General features: G+C 34.8%; 16 protein-coding genes. 10 read left to right on the top strand and 6 right to left on the bottom strand.

Annotated features, from left to right (window positions below):
• Positions 1 to 88 precede the first annotated feature (88 nt).
• The 8 genes from Q0951_RS05735 to Q0951_RS05700 all read left to right on the top strand — a co-directional run bounded on the left by Q0951_RS05735 (position 89) and on the right by Q0951_RS05700 (position 9,335).
• Positions 89 to 268, top strand: a complete 180-nt coding sequence (locus Q0951_RS05735; RefSeq protein ID WP_299335334.1) for a hypothetical protein — start codon at positions 89 to 91, stop codon at positions 266 to 268.
• A 23-nt stretch (positions 269 to 291) separates the two neighbouring features.
• The gene (locus Q0951_RS05730; protein ID WP_299335332.1) at positions 292 to 1,335 is read left to right on the top strand and encodes a hypothetical protein; all 1,044 of its coding nucleotides are present in this window, start codon (positions 292 to 294) and stop codon (positions 1,333 to 1,335) included.
• Between the two features lie 82 nt (positions 1,336 to 1,417).
• Complete coding sequence (locus Q0951_RS05725) at positions 1,418 to 3,376, top strand: AAA family ATPase (RefSeq protein ID WP_299335330.1); 1,959 nt, start codon at positions 1,418 to 1,420, stop codon at positions 3,374 to 3,376.
• A 2-nt stretch (positions 3,377 to 3,378) separates the two neighbouring features.
• Complete coding sequence (locus Q0951_RS05720) at positions 3,379 to 4,614, top strand: DUF6638 family protein (protein ID WP_299335328.1); 1,236 nt, start codon at positions 3,379 to 3,381, stop codon at positions 4,612 to 4,614.
• Positions 4,615 to 4,659: 45 nt separating this feature from the next.
• A complete protein-coding gene (locus tag Q0951_RS05715; RefSeq protein ID WP_299335326.1) occupies positions 4,660 to 5,202 on the top strand; it encodes a hypothetical protein in 543 nt (180 codons plus the stop codon).
• 138 nt (positions 5,203 to 5,340) lie between these two features.
• Positions 5,341 to 7,041 carry a hypothetical protein gene (locus Q0951_RS05710; RefSeq protein WP_299335324.1) on the top strand — a complete coding sequence of 567 codons (1,701 nt, stop codon included), beginning with the start codon at positions 5,341 to 5,343 and terminating at the stop codon, positions 7,039 to 7,041.
• A 56-nt stretch (positions 7,042 to 7,097) separates the two neighbouring features.
• Positions 7,098 to 8,753: a SulP family inorganic anion transporter gene (locus Q0951_RS05705; protein WP_299335323.1), complete on the top strand. Its 1,656-nt coding sequence runs from the start codon at positions 7,098 to 7,100 to the stop codon at positions 8,751 to 8,753.
• A gap of 87 nt (positions 8,754 to 8,840) precedes the next feature.
• Positions 8,841 to 9,335 carry a hypothetical protein gene (locus Q0951_RS05700; protein WP_299335321.1) on the top strand — a complete coding sequence of 165 codons (495 nt, stop codon included), beginning with the start codon at positions 8,841 to 8,843 and terminating at the stop codon, positions 9,333 to 9,335.
• Here Q0951_RS05700 and Q0951_RS05695 read toward each other — a convergent pair.
• Positions 9,327 to 9,797, bottom strand: coding sequence for a GNAT family N-acetyltransferase (locus Q0951_RS05695; protein WP_299335319.1), 471 nt, complete (start codon positions 9,795 to 9,797; stop codon positions 9,327 to 9,329). The genes Q0951_RS05700 and Q0951_RS05695 overlap by 9 nt on opposite strands.
• Positions 9,784 to 10,806, bottom strand: a complete 1,023-nt coding sequence (locus Q0951_RS05690; RefSeq protein ID WP_299335318.1) for a formimidoylglutamase — start codon at positions 10,804 to 10,806, stop codon at positions 9,784 to 9,786. The genes Q0951_RS05695 and Q0951_RS05690 overlap by 14 nt, the downstream gene beginning before the upstream one ends.
• A gap of 122 nt (positions 10,807 to 10,928) precedes the next feature.
• Between Q0951_RS05690 and Q0951_RS05685 the strand changes: the two genes are divergently transcribed.
• Positions 10,929 to 11,810 carry a chromosome partitioning protein ParA gene (locus Q0951_RS05685; RefSeq protein WP_299335316.1) on the top strand — a complete coding sequence of 294 codons (882 nt, stop codon included), beginning with the start codon at positions 10,929 to 10,931 and terminating at the stop codon, positions 11,808 to 11,810.
• A 59-nt stretch (positions 11,811 to 11,869) separates the two neighbouring features.
• Here Q0951_RS05685 and Q0951_RS05680 read toward each other — a convergent pair whose 3' ends face one another.
• The 4 genes from Q0951_RS05680 to fumC all read right to left on the bottom strand — a co-directional run bounded on the left by Q0951_RS05680 (position 11,870) and on the right by fumC (position 16,676).
• Positions 11,870 to 12,433 (bottom strand): hypothetical protein, encoded by a 564-nt coding sequence (locus tag Q0951_RS05680; protein WP_299335314.1) that lies wholly within the window; start codon positions 12,431 to 12,433, stop codon positions 11,870 to 11,872.
• Positions 12,417 to 13,652 carry an imidazolonepropionase gene (hutI, locus tag Q0951_RS05675; RefSeq protein ID WP_299335312.1) on the bottom strand — a complete coding sequence of 412 codons (1,236 nt, stop codon included), beginning with the start codon at positions 13,650 to 13,652 and terminating at the stop codon, positions 12,417 to 12,419. The genes Q0951_RS05680 and hutI overlap by 17 nt, the downstream gene beginning before the upstream one ends.
• Positions 13,653 to 13,760: 108 nt before the next feature.
• Positions 13,761 to 15,188, bottom strand: coding sequence for a T9SS type A sorting domain-containing protein (locus Q0951_RS05670; protein ID WP_299335310.1), 1,428 nt, complete (start codon positions 15,186 to 15,188; stop codon positions 13,761 to 13,763).
• A 90-nt stretch (positions 15,189 to 15,278) separates the two neighbouring features.
• On the bottom strand, positions 15,279 to 16,676 hold the full coding sequence (fumC, locus tag Q0951_RS05665) for a class II fumarate hydratase (RefSeq protein WP_299335308.1): 1,398 nt from the start codon (positions 16,674 to 16,676) through the stop codon (positions 15,279 to 15,281).
• Positions 16,677 to 16,881: 205 nt separating this feature from the next.
• Here fumC and Q0951_RS05660 point away from each other — a divergent pair, with 205 nt between their 5' ends.
• Positions 16,882 to 18,249 carry a metallophosphoesterase gene (locus tag Q0951_RS05660; protein ID WP_299335306.1) on the top strand — a complete coding sequence of 456 codons (1,368 nt, stop codon included), beginning with the start codon at positions 16,882 to 16,884 and terminating at the stop codon, positions 18,247 to 18,249.
• Positions 18,250 to 18,344 lie beyond the last annotated feature (95 nt).

The raw sequence follows: 18,344 nt of genomic DNA, 5'->3' as shown, positions 1-18,344 counted from the left end.
TCAGGCTATCGCAAGTCGCTTCCTCTAAAGCTTTCTAGCTAAGAGGAGAGCTTCAACAATTGCTCTATCCTTAACGCAACATGTAGTTATGAAAAAAATATTTTTAGCGTCTCTGGTATTAGTCATTATAAGTTCTGGTGTTATTACTTATATCTTTATCTCTAATGATCATTCTGAATGTGATACCAAAAAAGAAGTTTCCTATGGAGCAAATGGAGAAAAGATAACCAAAGAGACCCATATTTGTAAAGAAAAATTTAGTTTATAAATCTTTGAATTTATAATAAGTATATGATTGTTACACCATTAGATTCAGCAGTATTAGACTCTAAAGAGCAGTATGTATTCTATCACAAAATGATAGACTTTACGCTTAAAGAATTGATCGTTGCCGTACAACAAAAGCAGATTCTTAATGAACAGGAAGTGTTGTTATTTAAGCAATACTGTGATTTATTGTTGTACTCAATTGAAGCCATGCGTGTCAAGTACATGTATGACGATGAAGAAAATATGAAGGTGGATCTTACCGATTCTGGTTTTCCAAATTATTTGGAGTTCCGTTATTTATTTAATGACTTAGAATTACGTAATGAGTATCTTGGAAAATTAACCAATATCGATGTTTTGAAAGAGGAGTTTCTTGATACTTTATTGCGTAAAAAAGAACCCATTGCCAAACGCAAACTTTTTCAGGCGTCGTCTATAGTATATTACACGTCAGCCAAGAAGGAATATATATTTAACCGATTTGTACAAGGTAAGATTATTGAGGCACCGCCAGGTTCTCCTGGACAATACTTAGTGAGTTGGAGTTTTTATGAAGTATCTCATAACAGACCATTCGTTTGCTATATGTATTTCAATTATGATGGCAGTAATCCACATAAGGATAGAGAAGAGATTTATTATGCTTTAAAAACGGTGGCAGATCGTGAGATGGCTATGGATTCTATGGCTTATGCTATAGATAAACGTTTGCCTAAGGTCTTACCAAAACAGATTAAACGCGTTGATCTCGGACCAATACATAACGTGTTTGCTAAAGATGAGAATGAGATTACTCATGCCATTCTTGACGGAATTGCTAAAAAAACCATTCCATTAGAATCATACGCCATTTCATTTAAAATAGATGAAGTCAATTCTCAAAGCGAATTTAAGGAAGGCAGTTTCTTTAGTAAGCAAATCTTTCAAAAATGGGATACTATATTCCGACAAAAATATGTGTTTGCACCACACAGAATGATACAATTACTGTATAATAAAACTCCTGAGATTATGAATAAGTTGGCCAAAGCACCTATTCAAATTGCAGACCTTAAAATGAAGTAAACAGTGATGAATAGTTCAGATTAATTCAAACAAAAGAAAACCTTGTTTACAAACCACAAATTGATAACAGAAGATTAAACATATGGAACACAATTCTACTTTTCCTATAAAACAAAATGAACTTGATATGCTTCGTGATGAAGCAACCTCTTACATTAAAAGTACACAATGGGAGCAAGGACAACGTGCAAAAAATAAAGATAAAGACGCTAAAGATGAGTCGATATTATTGTACTTATCACGTGCCAAAGGAAATGGTGGATCAGAAGTGACTTCAGTATCTAAAACGATTTTAGAGTTAAAAAAGCGTCTGTTACCAGAATCTATCGCCATTCCGTTGCATCTCAATCAAACGTTGTATGCTGTTCAGGAAGGAATCACACTTGGAATTTGGATTAAAGATAGTTATTATGATGCCTCTGGATTATCAAGTTTAGCTGAGAATAGATCAGCCTTAGACAATTCTGGGAAACGAGAGTACGAAAGTAAAATGCAAACCGCTACAGCGTTTATGCTATATGCTATTGCCTATAAGATCTTACATGATTTACAAACGGTGGCTTCAGATGATAGAAGTGTTATGCGAAATAAGTTTGCAGGTATTCCTGAGGTGTCCATCATGACGCCATTAAAAGGAATTTCTTGTGCTTTGTTCTATTACGACAAATATTTAGGGCATCCAGAAATCATCAAATCAGATCAGGATGTGGTCGATTTTACTGTGGTATATTTTGAAGCGTTGATCTCAGAGATTCAAATGCGTAAGAGTAGCTTAGAATATACTGAGACCATCACAGATAGAACTTATAAGTTGGAAAATTCAGATTTTGCTGTGTCTGGATGGGAGAATGTATTTCAAGGTGCAGCCAAAAGTGTCGAATTCAATAAAATCCAGTTTGAACAAATTGTTGGTAACAGAGATGCAAAACACTTTGCTCGACGTTTAACTGAACGTATGTTGAGCTACGATTTTACTGCAAAGAAAAATCCGTTTCAGGAATTAGGTGGTTTTATGCCTGTGTTTATGGGTTATGGAATTCCGGGAACAGGTAAAAGTATGTTGATTGCAGCTATAGCAACCCGACTTAAAGAACATTGTGATAACCTCGATATTCCGTTTTTATTTCACCCAATGCCTGATACATTAATTTCAACTTTTCAAGGTGGTTCCGCGGAAAAAATGGTGGAGTGGATGAAGCCTTTACAGGATCCGTCAAAACTGATCTTTGCGCCAATTGATGATGCTGAGAATAATTTACAGGAACGTACGGCTCAAGGTGTTTCTGCTGGTGTTAAAGAAGTGATAGGTGTGTTTTTAAGATATACTGAAGGTGCTTATGCTGTTAACTACGGAAACAGTTCTATCGGACTCTTTACAAACTTGCCTGAAATGCTAGATAAAGCAGTCATCTCAAGAGTGCAAGGTCGATTTAAAATTGATGGTGCACGAACTGAACATGATTTCTTAGATCAGGATCATCTGTGGTGGCGAAAATTTGATGACACCATGCCAGATTTTGTCAATATGCAAGGTCCAGAGAACTATAGTTATTTGCAAGATCAAGGTCTGGCAAAAAATATGGGTGAGATTTTAAACGTCTCAGATAAACCAACTGAAGAACGCGTTCTTGAAGCTTATGATAAAGTAGAAAAGAGTTTTAAAACCAATCAGCATTTGTTCTATGCAAATCTGTATAAAGAAATTCAGAAGTTATTCCCGTTTTTCTCATCAAGAGATGTTAGAAATATTCAAAGTGCAGTATCATTGCGTTTAACCGATTTTGATCTGGAGGAAGACTGGTTTGAAAATCCTGAAATCTATTTCAAGAAAGACTATGATACCAAGTTTAACATGCTTCAAGAGTTGATGCGTGCTAATATGAAAGGTTTGGACTTCTCTGAAATTAGACGTCAGGAAGTAGTGAGATACTTAGATAATGTAGCAACAATTGCAGATACCGATTTTAAACGAAAAGTAGACGCAAGAATTAATCAGTTAAATATTGAAACCGAAGCAAGAGAGCAATTTGGTAAACAATAATCATGAATAAACTTAAAGCAGCAAATTTATATAGAAGCGAACTTATTCCTGTGAGTGGGAAACTAGTGGAACGTTATAATAAATGCTTATTACAATTAGGTTCTACTGAAACTAAACTTACCCACTTTCACATAGATGGCATTGGGTGGAGTCCTGAAGTTGCCGAAGAAAAAGGTGATGAGAACTATTTATGCAATGGAGAATCTAATCCGCATGGCATTATCATTTCACCTTTACAAAACAAAAAGCCTGTATACTTACCATACCATACTTTTGACAGAGAAATGATGGTACAGGTGTTTAAAAAGCATGGCGATAGAATCAATGATATTACCAGAGATTCAGCTATTTGTATAGATTTTGATCAAAGTATTGATGCGTTCTATGAACCTCTTGATGTCTTGAAGTATCATATCGTGACTATAAAGTTTCACCTTATTGATAATTTAGATAATGTTAGAGAGGAACAATTACAACTCATTGAAAAATTCAAACATGGTAATAATTTTATCGATGAGGAGATGCATAATCAATTACTGGAATCGGCAAGAAAATATGGAGATCTCAGAGAACGTGATCTCAATTTAGCTCCTGTGAATTATGTGACAGATTCATTCTACACCAAATCTTTTGGAGGTGTTTATGTTTTAAGAGATTTTATTTCACCTATTGTCGTATTTGAAGATATGAAGTGGTATAAAGAAGCCATCAAAGACACCATGCATGATGTGCTTATTTTTCATATTTCTCAACCAGAATTATTAGAAAAGCTTAGAGACCATATCATCATTGCTTATGACCTTGAGGAAATCGTAAATACAAAACGATACGAACGTATTAAGAAGTTTGAATTTGCACAGCATTTAAAGGATACACAGCATCCTATTAAAGATATTTTAAACAATCCGTTGTTGTTTAAAAGTTACCTTAATAAAGTGGATATTGAGACAAGAAAAAAGGTGATGAGTGTTGAGCGTTATCTTGAAAAACTGGAAACCAGTAATCAATATAAAATTTCAGATATAGTAGATCAGGATCTTTTTGAAGCCATGCATGAACCTCATTCGAGTTTACATCCAAAACATCAAGATCTCATTTGGAAACTACTCATGAATATTTCACCAAAAGATGTATTGTTCTTGTATTGGTATGATAAACAAGAGTTCTACAAGCAATATGATACTTGGGATGAGTCTCTCCAGGATTGGGTTATCGAAACAATTAGTAACAATATTTAATAAAATTAGACTAACTTTATAAAGCATCAATTAAAACCAACAACTATGGGACTAGAATTAATCATATTTATTGTAGCCATTCTATTTGGAATTTTCTTATACTGGAGAGAGTCTAATGGAAATGGCGCTTATCGTTTTATAAATAAAATGGTCAACAGTAAAGAATTGCAAATGAGTGCTGACAATCCTAAAGGTTTTGTATTTAAGCAACCGTTTATTCCACGTTTGATCTTTATTGTCACACTTGTTTTAGTTGCAGCTTTAGTTGTTGAATTTTTAACGCCTATTTCTGTATTTGGAAGTTATAATGGTATTTCAGCTTTTTCCTCATTTGCTGCTGGTGCTTTGTTAGGTACTTATTTAGCAAATTTTGTATTGAAATCAAGTAAGGTGATAGAGGAGCAAAGCGAATCTCTAGAAGACAAGTTTGAGAATGTTGTAGAGAAAGGAAAAGAATTTATTGAAGACCTAAAAACTAAAGATGCTAAGGTCGTTGAAGAAGCTAAAGAAGAAATCAAAACTGATCCAGAACCTAAGACAGATCAAAAATCGGCAAGAGACCGTTTGAAGGATAAAGGTTTGATGTAATGAATGGTTGGTATTTGCTTTTGTCACACTGAGCGGAGTCGAAGTGTGTAAAGAATTAAAAGAGTAGTCTCATCAAGTGCAGTCGGGAAGTTTTAATTAGGTCTCGACTGCGCTCGACCTGACAGAAATTTATAGAACATGCTAAAAAACTATTGGAATAAAGGAAAAAAACAAAAGGTGATAACAGTTCTTGTCGGACTTATTTTACTCATTGCCCTTTTTGTACTTCGTGATGATTATCAACCGGCTTTACTATTTCTTCGGAAATATATCTTTATTATTATCCTGAGTTTGGTGGTATTGTTTTTCGGACTCAAAAAATTCAGAAGCTCCGCCAGTACTGGGAAGCGTCTGGGAATCTTAGGTTTACTATTGTTATTCTTCGGATTAATTTATGTAGTCGGTTGGCACCTAAAGTTGTATGACTACATGAAAACCTATAACGTATTTAATGATTTGAATAAAGTTGAAATCAACGAGCTGCCTCTTACACAAAATGAGCGAATCCAACCATTGCGAAACATTTTCTCAATGGCCAACGAGAGCGTAGGGGAAACTAAAGACGTGTCTCTGCCTCATTTGGTTCGTGTAGACGATGAAAATAAATGGACGATGGCAATTCAGCCTTCAGAAAATTATACATTTCAACAGATTAGCGATAATACTGAAGAAGTTTTTGCTGTGTCAAGTACGACTCCTTTTCCGCGTTTCTCCTCAGAAAACCGAATTCCTGTCACGTTTTCAATAGGTGAATCTTTAAAGTTCAGCCGTAACACATACAACGCAGTAGTGCAACGTTTTAATCCGTGGATGCTATTTAATTATGAACCTAGTGACACCTTTTACATGAAAAATGATTCAGGCGAATGGGTACAGGTGGTAAGTCTGATTAAATGGAAAGGCTTTTTCTTTCCTTATCCTAGTTTTGGAGGTGTGATGGTTATAGAAAATGGCGAACATGATTTTAATGATTATCTAGAGCGTATAGCTATAGGTAAAGGGACTTATATTGCGCCAGATGAGATGAGCAATTATCCTTATTTGAGTAAGCAAAACACATTAGCAGAAGAAGTATCTCGCTTACAAGCCGAATCACTTAAGTTTTTGGGTGGTTTTAGTGATCCTTTACCTTGGAATATGGAAACAGCAGTTAAAATTCCTGATCTTCCTGATGACCAAAATCAACAACCTTTTGTGACCGACTTTGATTTTGCAGGCTCAGAGAGTGATGCTTATAGCGGTTTATATCATTGGTTTGGCTTAGAACCAGTAGGTGATGAGCGTACAAGTTTAAGTTACAGTGTTTTTGTGCCAGCCGATGGAACTGATAAATTATACTATTATGATCATGCGGCTAAAAAGCAAGGTTATGCAGGCGTTTCTGCTATGCCATTAAAAGTTATAGAATCACGTAAAGAATTTGATTGGTCTGTTAATAAACCTGTTGAATTTAGACCATATATTAAAGATATTGCTGGGCGCAAGCGTTTATTTTTCCTCGGAACAATATCTGCTATCAAAGAAAATGCAGCTGGCCAATTTGATGGTTCTGCTACACCAGACTTAGCTTTAATTGATAGTGAATATCGTGATGTGATCTGGATCGATGTTAAGCATCCAAGCACTTGGGATAAGGAAGTGTATGATCAACTCGGTGAAGCCTGGAGAGCAAGTGAAGGCATTGGCTATTACTACCAAAACGAAATGACCGACGCAGATTTACAGCGCGTTGTAGATTCACTTACAACCATTCCTAAAGTCAATAATAATTCCGAAGAAATTGAAGTGCTTAAGCGTCGGTTAGATTCTTTACAGGCATTAGAGAAGGATAATAATTAAGCAAATTCTTACATTGTTTTTTAATAACTTAGCATTTTAGTTTTAAGTGTATAGTCATGAAATCAAAATTTTACAATTTTAAATATCTCAAAGGTGATTTAACTGGAGGATTAGTTGCTGGTGTGGTTGCTCTTCCATTAGCTTTGGCATTTGGGGTTCAATCTGGTCTAGGAGCTATTTCTGGATTATATGGTGCAATTGCAGTAGGTATTTTTGCAGCTATTTTTGGAGGTACTGCCACACAGGCTAGTGGTCCAACTGGTCCAATGACAGTTGTATCGGCTGCTCTAGTAGCATCTGCTATAGAGCTTACTGGTAGTTTGGAAGGTGCTATGCCAATTATTGTACTCACATTTTTGCTTGGTGGTGTTTTTCAAGTTGTATTTGGACTAATCAATATTGCAGGTTATGTTAAATATTTTCCTTATCCAGTAGTTTCAGGTTTTATGAGTGGAGTGGGATTGATTATTATCATTCTTCAGTTATTTCCTTTTGCAGGCCTAGATTCTGCAAAATCTACTTGGCTCGTTATTCAGGATTTTCCACGATTGTTTACAGATTTTAACTGGCAAGCTTTAACCTTAGGAGCTTTAACAGTAGTTATCTATTACGTGTTTCCATATATCACTAAAGCCATTCCAAGTGCTTTAGTGGCTTTAATTGTTGCAACCATCGCAGGATATTTTTTAAATTGGGATATACCTATAATAGGTGATATTCCGTCTGGCTTGCCTTCGTTACAAATTGATGGTATCTTTTTAGTAGATTCTGGTGCTTATGCACTGATTGCAGAATATGCACTTGTTTTAGCAGTACTGGGTTCAATAGACTCGCTTCTTACCTCAGTTATAGCTGATAACATGACTAAGACTAAGCATAACAGTAATAGAGAGTTGATCGGACAAGGAATCGGTAATGTTTTGGCAGCTATAATTGGTGGAATACCAGGTGCTGGTGCAACTAAAGGAACTGTTGTTAATATAAATTCTGGCGGTAGAACTAGAGTCTCAGGTACAGTCCACGGTTTAGTGTTACTAGCAGTATTATTAGGGCTTGGGAAGTTAGCAGGTTATATTCCATTATCAGTTTTAGCTGGATTATTGATTCCTATAGGGTTTAAAATTATTGATACTAAAGGCTTAAAGCATTTACTGGCTGTTCCAAAAGCAGATGCTGTGGTTTTGATTTTGGTACTTGTAATTACAACGTTTGGAAGTTTAATTCAAGCTGTAGGGATAGGATTGTTGTTAGCGTCTTTGTTATTTATGAAACGTGCTAGTGACATTGGTGAAAAAGGTATGGAAGTTGGAACACTAGCTGGATTTGACGGCGAAAAACCTTGGCAGGATGAGTTGGAATTTTACAATGAATTTAAAGATAAAGTATATATAAAACATTTATATGGTCCATTATTCTTCGGATTTACTTCTCATTTTCAAGATGAAATCAAAAATATTCCAGATGAAGTCAAAGCTTTGATTATTCGTATGGATCGTGTGCCTTATATAGATCAATCTGGTTTATATGCTTTGGAAAACGCTGTATTAGACTTGGAGCAAAAAGGTGTTCAAGTTTTACTTACAGCGGTTCAGGAGCAACCAAAAGATAAATTAATCTCTATAGATATTGTTCCAGATTTAATTTCCGAAGAACATATTTTTGATACTATAGGTGATAGTTTTGATTACATTAAATCAACGTTCAAACTGTAATTAAACTTCAGTATACTTTCAACTACTTTTAAATGGTTGAAACTGTAACAAATCCATTGATTTACAGACTTATAAATAAAGACTGTTATGGGTGGTTATATGGGATTTGGTATGTTGTCTTGGAAGTATAAAGAGCGTCCAAGAAAAGTGTTTTCTAAACGAAGACGTAAACCAACATGCAATACCTTACCTGATTACAACAGAACGTTTAAACTTCAGCCTTCGAAACAAACACATACTTTAGCAACACTAATCACACTGTTCTTATTAGGTGCGTTCTTTACTTGCTTTTATTTCAAGGCACCAGCAATTTTGGAGCAATCTAATAAGATGTATAAGCTTAAGCAAGAACGTATTGAAAGAAACAATGATATTGCGTTTAGATTTTTGATGAATTCTGGTATTAGTCGATTAAGAGGACAAAACTTTGTCGGAGCTTATTCTGAATTTAAATTAGCTCATGCCATCTACCCAGAAGATAAAACAGTAAACGAACTGCTGTTACAAACCTTGTATAGTCTATGTGAAGAAGATCAAACTTATTGTTCTGAAATGGATCAATTTTTAAAAGTGTCACTTTAGTTTTAATTCCATCTTAATATCACTACGCTCATAAGGACTATTAGCTTCAAGTTCTAATTCTATAAAACCGTATTTTCTGTAGATATATATTGCGTTTTCCAGTTTTCTGGCAGAGTAGAGCATAAGCGCTTTGTAGGCATTGTTTTTAGCAAAATCTATGCAATACTGTAATAATTGCTGCCCAATTTTTTTACCGCGTTGGTTTGGTAGCACAGCCATTTTTGTTAATTCAAAAACATGTGGATCTTCAGTAGGCATAAGCGCTACTGTTCCAAGAATGAGATCGTCTTCTCTGACAAAGAAAATATGACCACCTTTGTTAATGATATAGGTTTCGGGCTTACTTAATACTTCCTCATCAAAAGGCTCAACATAGAAATAGGTGCGCAACCATTCTATATTTAAGTTATAGAAGTCTTTGGCGTATCTATTATCAAAAGGAATAATTTCAATGGTTTTCATGCGCTCTTATAAAATCTGTAATTAAATAGCTAATGAGTTTACCTACTCGTGTTTCTGTGTCTTGGGTTGGAGCAGCTTCACAAATATGTAGGTAGGATACCAGGTCATGTTGTCCAAAATGATGCACAAAAGCTCTAGTCTTATTTACGGCGAAACCACTGGGTGTCATTGCACTACTTGGAATGTTTTGTATAGCATCACAGTCGATTTCTAATCCGAAATGAGACGTGGCTACATGATCTGAAGCACGTAATAATTCAGTATCAAACTGTAATTCTCGCCTCACCATAACCGATTCAAAGGTGTTATAAGCAACTGATTTTATTTTTTTAAGCGTTTTAAAAATACGCTCAGAAGTATAGTTTTCGTGTAGACCGAAGATAAAATAGTTTTTGAGGAACCCTTCTGCAAAGGCATAACTAAAACCGTTTCCACTGTGTCGTCCCTCTTCAGCTCTAAAATCGTGATGTGCATCAAAATTTATAGCATTTATAGACTTTTTAAGCCCTAGTGCTGTACCTTTAATATTTCCGTAGGCATTATTGTGACCACCTCCAACGATAATAGGAATCTTACCAGCACTTACAATTTGTGATACTAAAAAGGCAACAGATTCGTCAATTTTAGACACTAGTTTTCGGGCTTTTTGCACATCTTTTTTCTTGTTTTGATCTAGTTTTTTGAGTTTTTCCTGATAAATATCAAAGTTTAAATGACCCAAAATAAGCACTTTTTTGGCGTGTGTATGTCTATTACTTTGTGTATTTAACAAAACTTTTATTACAGCATCCCAAGCGCTGTAAGTTCCTGTTTTTCCGTAATTTGCAAATACACCTACATCCTCTTTTATTCCGAAAATAACATAGCTAACATCTAATTTTGATAGTTGCTCGTATATATCACTGAAGTCTGAGAGTAATGAGATGTGTTCTCCAAATTTGGTCTCTTTAGAACGTTTATTCAGAATGGTTTTTAATTCTGAATTGGTAAAAGGTTTTAAGTGTTCCATCAACAAAATTGATTAATTTTGATGTATTAAAAGTACAGTTTTTTTATTTTCAGTTTCAAAGATTATCAAATAAAATTGAAACAATTAACGTTTAAAAAATAACTAGAAACAAAAAGTAACTTATGGAAAATTCAAACAGTAAGAGTACAGGATTAAAAATTGCTTTAGGAATTCTATTGGCATTATTTTTAGGTACAGGATTTTACACATCAAAACTGTACAATGAGAAAAAAGAAAATGAAGCAGCTTTAACCAGAGAGAAAGAGCAGGTTATGGCTGATTTAAGTACAATGGCAAAACAGTATGACGTTGCTATTGGTGAAAATGAAGTAGCAAACGAAAAATTAATAGATGCCAGAGAGCGTATTCAAGGCTTAATGGATTCTTTAAAGATTTCGCAAAATAGCGTAAACAGTTTATGGAGATATAAGAAGAAATTCTTAGCACTTCAGGAAGAAATGGACGTAATCATGGCTGAGAATGATAAACTAAAAGTTGAAAACTCATTATTGGCATCTAGCTTAGATAGCACTACAGTGCAATTAGCTGAGCGTACAGTGTTTACAGATTCCCTTTTGGTTCAAAATACGCAATTAGCCGAAGTTGTTGAAAATGCAGCAGTATTACAAACAGTAAACCTTAAAGGGTTTGGTGTTATAGAACGTAGTTCAGGTAAGTTGATTCCTACAGAACGTGCACGTCGTAGTGATAAAATCAGAGTGTGTTACACCGTTGCTAAAAACGCTTTAGTAGGTGCAGGAGATAAAGAATTATACGTTCAGGTATTAGATCCAAAGAACAATGTATTAGGTGCTAACGAGCAAATACAATTTGATGAAACAGTCTTAAACTACAGTTTGATCAGTAAGTTCAATTACGAAAATAGAAACTTGAATATTTGTGAGTTTGTAGCTCCTAATGACGAGTTTGAAAAAGGACGTTACATTGTAAACGTGTTTAATAACAAAGAATTAATTTCTACTTCAGAATTTACTCTGAAATAAGATAGAGATAGGTTTAGGTTGAGATCCGGAAGTTCGTTGAATTTCCGGATTTTTTTTGGTTATTCTGAAAATGTTTTAATACATATTTCTCTGATATTCCATAGTTGCTCAAAGTTATATCTAAGCTTGTTGTCTTCAATCCAGAATTTTATGTAAGATTGATGCATACGCACTTTATAATCACCAATTTGATCAGGAATAATGGTCTCCTCATGTAATAAATCATCTAAAAAACTTGTGCTGTTATTAGTGCTAAATGTAAGATCAGTAATTGTATTATTATGCTTTAAATAACAATGCGCTTCGGGTATATATTCCAATTCATAATACTCTAAAACAGGTCGTATTTTAGGCGTGTTAACAGCATTCATTTTAAAAATGCCTAAGTATAATTCTAAAGCAGTATAACTATTTTCCAGAGCGATTGCTTTAAGTAAAGCATGTTTGGTAGAGCAGGTGCCTTTGTGTTCCTGTAAAACCAAGCGAAAATCTCCACGATTTGAAGTACGGCCATAAGGTAAAGCTTTCACATAGTTAAATACATCAGCATAATGAGTTAGTCCTTGATCATGACATGCCTTAGAAATGGGTTGATCTTCGGAAAGTTTAAAATCGTTTTCCATTGATAATAACTGTGTCTATATGGTTCTCACCAAAAGCATAAGGCAGATAGTGATAACTAGGAATGGCTTTAGTAATAATCAAATTAGCTTTTTTTCCTCTGCATATACTTCCGTACATGTTAGAAATACCCATGGCATAAGCGCCATTTATCGTTGCAGCATTGATGGCTTCTTCTGGAGTTAACTTCATTTTAATACAAGCTGTTGAAACTACAAAGTTCATATTTCCGCTAGGAGTTGAGCCAGGATTGTAATCTGTTGCCAAAGCTAATGGTAAGCCTGCATCAATGAGTTTTCGACCAGGTGTATATGGAATACTCAAAAAATAGGAGCAAGAGGGTAGTGCTACAGGCATTGTATTTGAGTTTTGTAATGCCGAAATATCCTCTGGGTTGAGTTCTTCTAGATGATCAACAGATAAAGCTTTGTATTTTACACCTAAGTCAACACCACCAAAAGCATTAAACTGATTGACATGTAGTTTAGGGATTAAACGATGTTTAATTGCAGCTTCAAGAACACGTTCTGTATCTTCAAGATCAAAATATCCTTTTTCACAAAAGACATCGATATATTCGGCAAGTTTTTCTTTGGAAACTGCAGGAATCATCTCATTGACCACAAGATCCATAAAGCCTTCTTTATTGTTTTTATACGCTTCTGGTATAGCGTGTGCCGCCAATAATGTTGGTTTTACCTTAACAGGAAAATCTTTCTTTAAACGACTGATGACACGAAGCATCTTTAATTCGGCTTCAACGGTGAGTCCATAGCCAGATTTAATTTCAATGGCTCCAGTTCCCATTTTTATTACTTCAATCAAGCGCTTTGACGCTTGTTCATAGAGCTCATCTTCAGAGGTGTTTTGAAGTGTTTTAGCCGAATTCAAAATACCACCACCACGATTGGCAATGTCTTCATATGATAATCCGTTTATTCGATCAACAAACTCTTGTGTTCTATCACCAGCATACACAATATGTGTATGTGAGTCACACCATGTAGGCAAGACTATTTTTCCGGTAGCGTCAATTACCTCTTCAGCATTCATGTTATAGTAATCATCCATACTACCATACTCTACAATGGTATCGTGTTCTATTAATACATAGGCATTTTTTAGTGTAGGCAATACTTTCATGTCGTCACCTTTGACTATGGTGACGTTAGTATTTCTAACCTGAAGTAATTCTTTTATGTTTTTTATGAGTATGGACATAGGAAAGGGTATAAGTCATTTTATGATATAAAAATACTAATCTTTAAAATAAAAAAAACTGCCTAATGTCATGAAAAAGGCAGTTTTTTGTGAGTATTTAAAAATAACTTATTCTTTTACAAACTTATACGTTGTGTTATAGTTATCAAATTTTATAATATAAAGTCCAGTTTCTAATTTAGAAATATCCAAGCGTTGGTTATTCATCACTTTTGAACTCATCACTTGCTGACCTAAAGTATTTAAAACAGAGATACTAATAGCCTCGTTAAAATCACCTTTTATCGAAATGTGTGTTTGAGCTGGATTAGGATATATGATGAACTCTTGTGGGTCAAATTCAGAGACACCTAATGTAATCAATTCGTTTTCGTACCAAAATACAGTATCGTTACTAAACCCAATAGATGCAATATCTTTGTCGCCATCACCATCATAATCATCCACTGCGAAATCATACATTTGGAAGTTATTGTCTGCAATTAATTGTGGTGTTGCACTAGGACTAGCATTATTTGCTCCCTGAAACCATATAATAGCATCGTCTATTGAGCCACCATCAGTTAGTAGTACATCATTTTCACCATCGTTATTAATATCTGCTATCACAGCTGCTGCAGGTCTATCAATGATAGAATCATCAGAAATAGCGTTAGCTGTTGATGTTCCATTCTTTACTTTATCATACCAAGTGACATCTCCAGAAAAATTATCAACAGCAATAATGTTCAAATTACCATCGTTGTTAACGTCTCCAGTAGTTACATTGAATAAAAAATTAGTAGCTGTAGAACCACTGTCAACTGTAACAGTATCTTTAATCCATGATACAGATGTAGAACCACTTTCTATATACTGATTGTAAAAGATCTCAATAGATTGATCACCATAATAAGTTACAACAGCATCTAAATCGGTATCACCATCTAAATCTGCGAGACTAACATAAAGCGAAAAGTTTCCTGTACCATTTTCAATATCAGCTTCAGCAGTAAAATTACCTGTACCATCACCAGAATACCATTGAGTTCTACTGTTTGAGAATGAAATCGTTGCAATATCAGTATGGCCATCTAAGTTAATATCACCAGTTGTAACTTCTCCAGGACCAATAAGTGCAGCATCAACTACTACTTCAGTATCAAATCCACCAGCAGCATTACTAAGGAAATAAACCAATTTATCCTGATTACCAGATGTAGCAATAACATCTAAACCATATTGTCCATCAATGTCAGCAACGGTAAGTCCGTCAATATACTGTAAGGTTGTTGATATTTCGGTTTCTACTGTAAAGTTTCCACTACCATCATTTTTATACCATTTGATATAATCCTGAGCTGGTGTTCCGCCATTGAAATCATAAGTGGCCATAACCAGATCAATATCACCATCGCCATCAAGATCACCTGATGCAAATTCGTAAGGGTCTGTTCCTGTATTAGAATCTATCGTTTGTACAGCCGCGAAGGGTTGGGCAAATGATAGTATGCTAAAAAAAGTTATGCAAATAAAGCTAAGTAAAGTTGTTTTCATAAGTGTTAATTTGTTGGTGCTAATATATACAAAAACACCGACAATATACTTTTTGTCGATGTTTTTATGCATTTTAACGTAAGTTAAATCTTATTTCAGCTCACCAACCATGTCTTCAGGTTTCACCCAGGCATCATAATCTTCGGCAGTGACATAGCCAAGGTTGATCGCTTCCTCTCTTAGTGTTGTTCCGTTTTTGTGTGCAGTGTTAGCAATTTCTGCAGCTTTATAATACCCAATCTTAGTATTTAAGGCAGTAACCAACATTAATGAGTTATTTAATAGTTGTTTAATCACTTCATGGTTAGGTTCAATACCAGAAGCACAATGAGCTTCAAAGCTCACACAAGCATCACCCAGAAGTTGTGCAGAATGTAAGACATTTGCAGCCATCATTGGTTTAAATACATTAAGCTCATAGTGACCTTGAGTACCTCCAACCGTTACAGCAACATCATTACCCATTACTTGAGCACAAACCATAGTTAAAGCCTCACATTGTGTAGGATTTACTTTTCCTGGCATGATTGAACTACCAGGTTCATTTGCAGGAATGATGATCTCTCCAATACCACTTCTTGGACCAGAGGCCATCATACGTATATCATTAGCAATTTTATTTAATGAGACTGCTAGTTGCTTTAATGCTCCATGCGTTTCTACAAGAGCATCGTGAGCAGCAAGAGCTTCAAACTTATTATCAGCAGACACAAAAGGTAAGTCTGTAAATTTAGCTATATATTCAGCGACTAATTCGCTGTAGCCTTTAGGAGTATTTAATCCTGTACCAACAGCAGTACCACCAAGAGCTAATTCGGCTAGGTGAGGTAAGGTGTGTTCTAACGCTTTTAGTCCGTGATCTAATTGAGATACATATCCCGAAAATTCTTGACCGAGTGTTAATGGTGTGGCATCCATAAGGTGCGTACGTCCAATTTTTACAACATCTTTAAACGCTACCGACTTCTCATGTAATGTATTTCTCAATTTGATCACACCTGACATAGTCGTTTCAACTACTTTCTTGTAAATAGCGATGTGCATTCCAGTTGGAAAGGTATCGTTAGACGATTGCGATTTATTGACATCATCATTTGGCTGAATGGTTTTCTCACCTTCACCAATGACTTGCCCAGCTAGTTGATGAGCTCTGTTAGCAATTACTTCATTTACGTTCATGTTACTTTGCGTTCCAGAACCTGTTTGCCAGATCACTAAAGGAAACTGATCGTCATGCTTTCCATCTAAAATTTCATCACAAACCTGAGCAATCAAATCTCTCTTTTCATCAGCTAAAACTCCTAGCTCAGCGTTGGTGTAGGCTGCAGCTTTTTTAAGGTAAGCAAAGCCATATACAATTTCTAAAGGCATGGATGCAGGAGCACCAATTTTAAAGTTATTTCGAGAACGCTCTGTTTGAGCTCCCCAGAGTTTATCGGCAGGCACTTTGACCTCGCCCATTGTATCTTTTTCTATTCTGTAGTTCATAATGGGTTGTGTATTTTAAGAGCTACAAAGTTACGATTTTTGATACGTATTTTCGAATGGATTTTGGTTTAATTCACTCGGAAATTGGAAGCGTTGACTAGCCGTCTAACGTATGAGTTATAAATTATAAATCAGGTATTTATACGCATAGATTTTTAAAATGTAGCCATTAGTTTTGATACTAGCTAATTTAAATAGTTTAATCATGAAATCATTTTATTATATATTACTTTGTTTGTTTTTAGTTTTATCATTCAGTTGTAAAAATGATAAGCAAGTAGAAGCAAATTCATTAACAGATACAGTTGAAGAGGATGAAACAACACCATCAGATCCATTAACGGCTAACTTCTTAACCTTATCTGATGTACATCTTGATGATTCTTTAGGGATGGTAGGCTATGGTTCTGTATCAGGAGATTCGATTTGGAAAAGAACGATAAGAAAGATTGATTCAGTAAGCAAACATGAAAAACCAAGATTTATGGTGTATTTAGGAGATTTACCTAATTACTATTCAAATATAACACATAATATAGGTGAGGTATTGAAAGATTTTAGAGACTTAGATGGTGATTTTCCAATTTTGTATCTACCAGGAAATAATGATACAATGAAAGGCGATTATCACTCATTTCAAGATGGAGTTAGCCCAAACGGAACCACAATTTTTTCATTAGATGATGTGCCAACAAATCCGTGGCCAATAATTAACAGGAATTCAAAAACGACTACTATAAGCAATCTTGATTTTAATAAAGAGTTTGGATATTATAGTGTCGATCTAAATGTAGATAAGGAGGTGCTCAAAGTTGTGGCGTTGAATTCGGTTATTTTTTGCCGAAAAGGGAGGCATAATCACTATCGTCCTAATGACGGAGTTTCTCAGGACTCTGCTGCACAAAATCAATTTTCATGGTTAGAGAAAACAATAGATGGATTTGATACTACTGATAATGTATTATTAATGATGCATATCCCTCCTGGACGTGATGGTCATGGTTTTAATGGTGATAATATGTGGAATGATAACCTTTATGTTACAGATAAAAATGGAAATAGTGTCAAAGTTCAAAATGGTTTTTTAGATCTATTAAAGAACAATCAACCAAAAATTCGAGGCATGCTCACTAGTCATACACATTTAGATGGTCTACGCCGTATATATGCTGCTGATGACAATACAGATCCAAACAAACTAATTACAGTTAGTATTTCTACACCAGGAATATCATTGAATCATAACAATAATCCAGGATTTAAATCTTTCGAATTCAATATAACTGATTTTGAGCTCATTAATTTTAAAACCTACTATGCAGAGCCAACTGCTAAAACTAATCCAGAAAGCTATAATAATTTTAATTTTAAATATATATCTAAGCCTTATACTTTTAAAGATACTTATAAAATTACAGATCCAAGTACCAGTATTTTTACGGATATTAAAGGGTTAAAGGATGCGAGTTCAATAAATGGTTACATGAAGCAAATCTTAGGTGTATATACAAAGGACCCAAATGTTACAAGTGGTTTTTATTATGACCATGCTTTAGATGTACTGTATCAATAAAATATAATTTAAAAAATTCTTTACAACCTGTTAATAAATCTCAAATTTCTTATTGCAAAACAAAACCCTTTATTATATCTTTGCAGTAACAAAAA

It is taken from the genome of uncultured Psychroserpens sp. (assembly GCF_947501425.1).
Classification (GTDB): domain Bacteria; phylum Bacteroidota; class Bacteroidia; order Flavobacteriales; family Flavobacteriaceae; genus Psychroserpens.
The sequence above is the reverse complement of the archived record's forward strand: the minus strand, read 5'-3'. Positions and strand labels throughout refer to the sequence as shown.

Excerpts from the sequence above, each read along its gene's own strand:
- Q0951_RS05660 (WP_299335306.1), top strand. The coding sequence starts at position 16,882 with ATGAAATCATTTTATTATATATTACTTTGTTTGTTTTTAGTTTTATCA.
- Q0951_RS05680 (WP_299335314.1), bottom strand. The coding sequence starts at position 12,433 with ATGGAAAACGATTTTAAACTTTCCGAAGATCAACCCATTTCTAAGGCA.
- Q0951_RS05700 (WP_299335321.1), top strand. The coding sequence starts at position 8,841 with ATGGGTGGTTATATGGGATTTGGTATGTTGTCTTGGAAGTATAAAGAG.
- Q0951_RS05730 (WP_299335332.1), top strand. The coding sequence starts at position 292 with ATGATTGTTACACCATTAGATTCAGCAGTATTAGACTCTAAAGAGCAG.
- fumC (WP_299335308.1), bottom strand. The coding sequence starts at position 16,676 with ATGAACTACAGAATAGAAAAAGATACAATGGGCGAGGTCAAAGTGCCT.
- hutI (WP_299335312.1), bottom strand. The coding sequence starts at position 13,652 with ATGTCCATACTCATAAAAAACATAAAAGAATTACTTCAGGTTAGAAAT.
- Q0951_RS05725 (WP_299335330.1), top strand. The coding sequence starts at position 1,418 with ATGGAACACAATTCTACTTTTCCTATAAAACAAAATGAACTTGATATG.
- Q0951_RS05695 (WP_299335319.1), bottom strand. The coding sequence starts at position 9,797 with ATGAAAACCATTGAAATTATTCCTTTTGATAATAGATACGCCAAAGAC.
- Q0951_RS05685 (WP_299335316.1), top strand. The coding sequence starts at position 10,929 with ATGGAAAATTCAAACAGTAAGAGTACAGGATTAAAAATTGCTTTAGGA.
- Q0951_RS05720 (WP_299335328.1), top strand. The coding sequence starts at position 3,379 with ATGAATAAACTTAAAGCAGCAAATTTATATAGAAGCGAACTTATTCCT.
- Q0951_RS05670 (WP_299335310.1), bottom strand. The coding sequence starts at position 15,188 with ATGAAAACAACTTTACTTAGCTTTATTTGCATAACTTTTTTTAGCATA.
- Q0951_RS05690 (WP_299335318.1), bottom strand. The coding sequence starts at position 10,806 with ATGGAACACTTAAAACCTTTTACCAATTCAGAATTAAAAACCATTCTG.
- Q0951_RS05705 (WP_299335323.1), top strand. The coding sequence starts at position 7,098 with ATGAAATCAAAATTTTACAATTTTAAATATCTCAAAGGTGATTTAACT.
- Q0951_RS05715 (WP_299335326.1), top strand. The coding sequence starts at position 4,660 with ATGGGACTAGAATTAATCATATTTATTGTAGCCATTCTATTTGGAATT.
- Q0951_RS05735 (WP_299335334.1), top strand. The coding sequence starts at position 89 with ATGAAAAAAATATTTTTAGCGTCTCTGGTATTAGTCATTATAAGTTCT.
- Q0951_RS05710 (WP_299335324.1), top strand. The coding sequence starts at position 5,341 with ATGCTAAAAAACTATTGGAATAAAGGAAAAAAACAAAAGGTGATAACA.